General features: G+C 42.0%; 5 protein-coding genes. All 5 read left to right on the top strand.

The genetic code is table 11. The features are described 5' to 3' along the window. Positions 1 to 717 (top strand): ACT domain-containing protein (locus tag AC058W_RS09470; RefSeq protein WP_479390000.1); only part of this gene is annotated, 717 nt, incomplete at its 5' end. 308 nt (positions 718 to 1,025) lie between these two features. After that, positions 1,026 to 3,383 carry an ATP-dependent DNA helicase gene (locus AC058W_RS09465; RefSeq protein WP_479389999.1) on the top strand — a complete coding sequence of 786 codons (2,358 nt, stop codon included), beginning with the start codon at positions 1,026 to 1,028 and terminating at the stop codon, positions 3,381 to 3,383. Between the two features lie 283 nt (positions 3,384 to 3,666). Continuing rightward, positions 3,667 to 5,151: a serine hydrolase gene (locus AC058W_RS09460; protein WP_118591468.1), complete on the top strand. Its 1,485-nt coding sequence runs from the start codon at positions 3,667 to 3,669 to the stop codon at positions 5,149 to 5,151. A gap of 231 nt (positions 5,152 to 5,382) precedes the next feature. After that, entirely contained in the window at positions 5,383 to 6,657 is a 1,275-nt protein-coding gene (locus AC058W_RS09455) for a sn-glycerol-1-phosphate dehydrogenase (RefSeq protein WP_117676502.1), read from the top strand. A 2-nt stretch (positions 6,658 to 6,659) separates the two neighbouring features. After that, on the top strand, positions 6,660 to 7,136 hold the full coding sequence (ispF, locus tag AC058W_RS09450) for a 2-C-methyl-D-erythritol 2,4-cyclodiphosphate synthase (RefSeq protein WP_117676501.1): 477 nt from the start codon (positions 6,660 to 6,662) through the stop codon (positions 7,134 to 7,136). Positions 7,137 to 7,241: the final 105 nt, after the last annotated feature.

Below are 7,241 nucleotides of genomic sequence, written 5' to 3'. Positions count from 1 at the left end.
TATGAAAACTGGACAGATGTTTCCGGCTTCCTGGTAACAGACCCACGTATTGTTAAAAATCCGGAAGTGATCGAGAGCATTACCTACAGAGAACTCAGAGAGCTTTCTTATATGGGTGCAACTGTTCTTCATGAAGATGCGATCTTCCCGGTTCGTAAAGAGGGAATTCCGATCAACATCAAAAATACAAACAGACCGGAAGACAAGGGTACTTTTATTGTTGAGAGTACATGCAAGAAACCGAAATTTACAATCACAGGTATTGCAGGTAAGAAAGGATTCTGCTCTATCAATATTGAGAAATCCATGATGAACAGTGAGGTTGGTTTCGGACGTAAGGTACTTCAGGTATTCGAAGATCAGGGAATCAGTTTTGAGCATGTTCCATCAGGAATCGATACAATGACTGTATATGTACATCAGGATGAATTTGAAGAAAAGGAACAGCAGGTAATCGCAGGAATCCATCGCGCAGTACAGCCGGATTTCGTAGAAATGGAATCTGACCTTGCACTGATCGCTGTTGTAGGACGTGGCATGAAATCCACCAGAGGTACAGCAGGAAGAATCTTCTCCGCACTTGCCCATGCAAATGTAAATGTTAAGATGATCGACCAGGGATCCAGTGAACTGAACATCATTATTGGTGTTGAGAACAGAGATTTCGAAACTGCTGTAAAAGCAATCTATGATATTTTTGTACTTACTCAGATGTAATTCCTATTATATAGAATCGTGGAGCTAAGGTTCATGTATCAATAAGATTATTTCAGGAATCAGCTTGTCAGTACATCGGAAGATTAAGATAGATAAAAGATAAAGAAAATAACAGGCCGTCAGGAATCTGTATAAAGATTTCTGGCGGCTTTTTCGTTTCATGTGTTGAGAAGATGTGCTATAATCGTGTATTATCTTTAAAAGACCTTGCATTTGATGAATCGATAAGTTGAATGGTGAATGAAAATAGATTTTAGAGATTATTAAGAACGGAGTGAACAGTAACTCTTAAGATATAGGGGGCAGACATGGATAAGCCGGTGGTTCGTATTTCGGTCAGAAATCTGGTGGAATTTATATTAAGAAGCGGTGACCTTGATAACCGCAGAGGCTCTGCGGATAAAGAAGCGATGCTGAAAGGCAGCAGACTTCACAGGAAGATACAAAGCCAGATGGGAAGTCATTACAGGGCAGAAGTTTCGCTTAAATATACGACGGAATATGATGATGTAAGTATCGCGGTAGAAGGCAGAGCTGACGGGATATTTACAGAGGACGAGCAATATTTCATTGACGAGATCAAAGGTGTCTATGCAGATGTCAGCCAGCTTGAGAAACCAGTGGAAGTACATCGTGCCCAGGCCATGTGCTATGCCTGTATCTATGCCAGAGAACAGCAATTAGAGAAAATCGGTGTTCAGATGACATACGGAAATCTGGATACAGAGGAACTCAAGTATTTCAGAGAAGAATTTACTTTGGAGGAACTTAAAGACTGGTATCAGGAACTTCTGGACAGATATCATAAATGGATTTCGTATCAGCTGGCATGGAAAAAAGAGCGGAATGAATCCATGGAAGGTCTGGAGTTTCCGTTTGAATACAGAGAAGGTCAGCGAAAGATCGTATCCAGTGTGTATCATACGATATCAGCAGAACGGCAGATTTTTATACAGGCGCCTACGGGGGTAGGGAAAACCATGTCCACGATTTTTCCGGCGGTAAGAGCAGTTGGTGCCGGACTGGGAGAAAACATTTTCTACCTGACAGCGAAGACGATCACCAGAACAGTGGCAGAAGAAGCGTTTTTAATATTAAAGGAACATGGACTGAAGTTTAAAGTGATCACTATCACTGCGAAGGAAAAACTATGTTTCTGTGACAAAACAGAATGCAATCCGGAGAATTGTCTCTGGGCGAGAGGACATCTGGACAGAATTAATGATGCAGTCTATGAATTGTGGACGACACAGGACTGCTATGGCAGAGAGAGGATTCTTGAGTATGCAAAGAAATGGCAGGTATGTCCGTTTGAGCTATGTCTTGATCTCGCAATATGGGTGGATGCGGTAATCTGCGATTATAATTATGTATTTGATCCAAATGTGTATCTGAAGAGATTTTTTGGCGAAGGTACCTCGGGAGGATATATTTTTCTGATTGATGAAGCCCATAATCTGGTGGACAGAGGCAGAGAAATGTACAGTGCTTTTGTGGATAGAGCGGATGTTCTGGAAGCAAAGAAGCTGGCCGCGGATTACAGTAAGGGACTTGTACGGGCGTTGGGAAAAGTAAACCGTCAGTTGCTGGCGTTGGAGAAAGACTGTGGAGATTATGAGATTTTACAGAATCCCGGACCGGTTTCTCTGAGTATGCTACAGGTGATGGGAGAGATGGACAAGCTTCTGGAAGAACTTCACGGAAAAGAGCTTCCGGAACAGCTCCTGGATTTTTATTTTTGTGTCAGAGATTTTCTGAATATAGATGAGCTGTTGGATGAGAATTATGTGATTTATACAGAAATCGGAACGCAGGGAAAAGTAATACTGCGGCTTTTCTGCGTAAATCCTGCGGCGAATATCGGAAGATGTCTGGAAAAGGGGAAGAGCGCGGTTTTCTTTTCGGCGACGCTTCTTCCTATGGACTATTACCGTACACTTTTAAGCACCAGAAAAGATGATTATGGCATTTATGTTCCATCACCTTTTAAGCAGGAAAAACGATGTATTCTTACGGGACGTGATGTGAGCAGCCGTTATACCAGAAGAGGTTATGAAGAATATCATAAAATTGCGTCATATATTGCAAGAACAGTATGGGCGAGAAAAGGAAACTATATGGTATTTTTTCCTTCTTATAAATTTATGGAAGATGTGCTGGAGGTGTATGAGAATGAGTTTTCAGTGGACTGGGTACGATGCATCGCTCAGACATCAGGGATGCATGAACAGGAAAAAGAGGAATTTATCGAAGAATTTTCTACATCAGAAGGGACACTGGTTGGATTTTGTGTGATGGGTGGTGTTTTTTCGGAAGGTATTGATCTGATGGGGGAGAAACTGATCGGGGCGGTTATAGTAGGAACAGGTTTGCCCCAGATTGGGACACAACGGGAAATACTCAGGCAGTATTATGATAAAAAAGGCGCAGATGGATTTGATTATGCATACAGATATCCCGGAATGAATAAAGTGCTGCAGTCAGCAGGACGTGTGATAAGAACCCAGGAGGATACAGGAATCATACTTTTGCTGGATGAGCGCTTTGCTGATCATAACTATCGCAATCTTTTCCCGGCAGAATGGTCTGACCGCAGAAACTGTACTCTGAATACGGTGGAACAGCAGCTTGGAGAATTCTGGAACAGGGTTTGTATGGATAAATAAAAAGCTGACCAGAGTCAGAATATGATATGATTTCCATTAAACAGACAAGGTATATAACCAGAATATCCCGAGACATACGGTGTTACTGAGAATGAAGTAAACAGTAACTATGCTGGCATAGGTTGTTACTGGAAAAAAGACAAAAATGTTGCTATCCTGAAAAAAACAATATATACTTTGCTTACTATAAAAAAGAGATGTAACAATTCTGTCAGCTGTTATCTGACGATGGCAGTGAACAGTTACGAAGAGATATGGAAAGCAACCGTAAAAGGAGTTTTACATGAAAAAAAACAAACGAACGACGAAAACTTTTATCCTGGCAGGAACTCTGGCAGGGGCTGTTGTAATGACAACGACTTTGCCTGGCACTGCTTTGGCTGCGCAGCAAAGTATGTCTTCTGTTACGGAACAGGCACAGATTCAGCCGATAGGTGATGGAAGTAATAAGTATATCATGAAGAGTGACGGATTTTACTGTCTGGATGTAAATGGAGCGAAAAGCAATCAGGCAGAGATTCATTATTTTCAGGACTATGAAATTGATGGAACGGTATTTGACGGATATTATTACCATGATACAGATGGAAAATTTAAAGCATGCAGCCCGCATATGGAACGTTTGAAAGGTGTTACAGTATTTAAAAATACAGAGGCTGAGGAGACAACTGATGCGCAGAAAACACAGGAAACAGACAAATTTGATGGCTTCTATTTTGTAAATAATCTTGGACGACTATCGGCAGCCCCGCAGGTAAGGTATATAGATAACCTGGCGATAGACGGAATCACGTTAAATGGTTATTATTACTTTGATGAAAATGGCAGAATGGTAACAGAGCCGGGAATCCATTCGCTTGAGATGGACTGCTATGAAATGAATTTTGACGGAAACTATTATTTCGGCGGTGCGAACGGAGCTTTGGCACAGGAGAATACAGTGACAACAGACGGATTCATAGTGGATGACACAGGTAAAGTCATAAATCTGGATGATCTGGGAATCGATAACCTCAAACCACAGCTTGAAAATCTGCTGTCAGGATATCAGGGAACATGGAGCGTATATGTCAAAGATCTCGACGAGGATAAAGAGTTTCTGATTAACGATATGCCGTTATATTCTGCAAGCCTGATCAAGCCATTTGTCATGGCAAAGACTTACCAGGATATGGAACAGGTAAGAACGGATGAAGCGAAGAAATTAAATACAACGGATATGAAAACCGTAGATGTGAAATTAAATGATCTGTTGTGGAATATGATCACTGTCAGCGACAACGAATCCTGTAATGAACTGGTGAAACTTCAGACAGATGCACTCGATTTCAAAAAAGGTGCAGAGGACATCAATAAATATCTGGAAAAAGAGGGATATACAGAAACAAGTGTACAGCATACACTCCACCCGGCAGCCTCCGCGCAGGAAAGTCTTGGCGGCAGAAATATGACTTCTGTAAAAGACTGCGGAGCTCTGCTTGAGAGCATTTTCAAGGGAGAGTGCGTCAGCAAAGAAGCCTCAGAGGAAATGCTTAATCTTCTGTCGAATCAGGAAAACACCTGGAAAATCCCGGAAGGACTTCCTGACGGAATAAAATCAGCAAATAAAACCGGAGAGACAGATCAGGACCAGCATGATATTGCAATCATTTACGGAGAAAAGACAACATACATATTGTGTATCATGTCCGAAAACTGCCCGGAAGGTACAGCAGTAACAAATATCCAGAATATTTCAAAGATTGTTTACAATTACCTGAATCTGTAAGGGCATTGTGTGCGGCGAATGATTGATTTTTACTGGAAAATCATGTATAATACCATGGAACTATGTCATGTACGATGAAACTTAACAGCAGTGGCGGGCAGAGAGGAATCGGTATCCCCCACTGACACGTGACAAGCCACAGTCATCTATGTGATTGTATGTCATATTCTGTGAAATTACCGACTGTGGATTGAAACAAACAATTGTATAAAGTCAGGAGGAAGAATTTAAATGCGAGTTGATGCGGACGATTTTGCCCGACCTTGCAGCTGCGGCAGGGAACACCAGATTGCAGTGAAAGAGATTTTGATAGAAGCCGGAGCAGTAGAGAAGCTTGAAGAAGAGATGTCAGAGGGGATGCTGAAAGAATATATATCTCCGTTGGTTATCTGCGACACCAATACCTATGCGGCAACAGAAGAAATCATGGAGGATATCTATGACAGATGCCAGGTATTAGTTCTGGACGCAGAGGGGCTTTTGGCTGACCGGAAAGCGATAAGAATTGTGGAGAACAACATGGAGGAAGATATTGACCTGATTCTCGCAGTAGGGGCAGGAACGATTCATGATATCAGCCGCTATGTTGCACACAAATACAAAGTACCTTTCATTTCAGTGCCTACCGCAGCAAGTGGAGATGGATTTGTAACAACAGTGGCTGCCATGAACCTGGACGGTGTGAAGAAAACAGTGCCGTCAATTGCGCCTATCTGTGTATATGCAGATACAGATATTTTTTCAAAAGCTCCCCGGCGTCTTACAGATGCGGGAATTTCAGATTTGATGGGAAAATATATCTGTCTTGCAGACTGGAAAATCGCAAATCTGGTTACCGGAGAATATTTTTGCCGGGAAACTGTAAGACTGGAAGAAAAAGCCTTAAAGACGGTTAGATCTTCCATACAGGATATTGCAGAGGGTGAGGAAGATGAATGTGAACAGCTGATGTATGCATTGATCCTTTCTGGGCTTGCGATGCAGATGATCGGGAATTCAAGACCGGCATCCTGTGCAGAGCACCAGGTGACACATCTGTGGGATATGGAAGTGATCAATGGCCCGCTGGATGCACTTCATGGGGAGAAAGTCTCTGTAGCAACACTTCTTGTACTGGAGGAGTACAAGCGCATTGCCACAGCTATTACACAGGGACGATGTCACGCAAAACCGTATGAGAATGAAGACGAGAAACTTCTGGAAGAAACCTTTGGAAGTAAAGGATTTCTGGAAGAGATAAAGAAAGAAAATGAACCAGAACTTCTGAAATCCATTTCACCGGAGCATCTGGAGAATTGCCTGGGTGGAATCGCGGAAATCATAGATGAGCTTCCGAGCGAACAGGATATGTTCCACATGCTGGAAAAGGCTGGATGTGCAAAGACGGTTTATGATATCGGACTTGATGAAGCAGCTGTTTTACCAAGTCTCAGACTTGCACCTTATACAAGAAGACGATTAAGCTTATTAAGACTCAGCAAAATGCTGGAAATCAAAGGAGAATGATTATGCGCATTGGAATGGGATATGATGTACACAGACTAACCGAAAACAGAGATTTGATCCTTGGAGGAGTAAAGATTGACTGGGAGAAAGGTCTTCTGGGACATTCAGATGCCGATGTGCTGATCCATGCGGTGATGGATGCACTTTTAGGAGCAGCTGCGCTGGGAGACATCGGAAAACATTTTCCGGATACAGATCCTGCATATAAAGGAATTTCCAGTATTCTGCTGCTGGAACACGTAACGAAGCTATTGAAAGAACATCATTATGAGATTGGAAATATAGATGCAACGATCATTGCGCAGAAACCGAAAATGGCACCTCATATTCCACAGATGAGGGCAAATATGGCGAAAGCAATGGGAATTGATGAGTCTCAGCTGAATATTAAGGCTACTACAGAAGAGAAACTGGGATTTACAGGAAGAGAAGAAGGAATTGCATCTCAGGCAATATGTCTTCTTAATGAAGTAAAGTAATTGGTAATTCATATAATAAGATTTTATAAAAAATCGTTACTGTACACACGCCACTATTCCGCGAAGCGTGTTACGGAACAGTAACAAAAACTCTATAGAATGATA

The organism is Blautia sp. CGZ-1-C1 (genome assembly GCF_056504575.1).
Note: the sequence above shows the minus strand (reverse complement) of the source record. Positions and strands in the feature narration are given on the sequence as shown.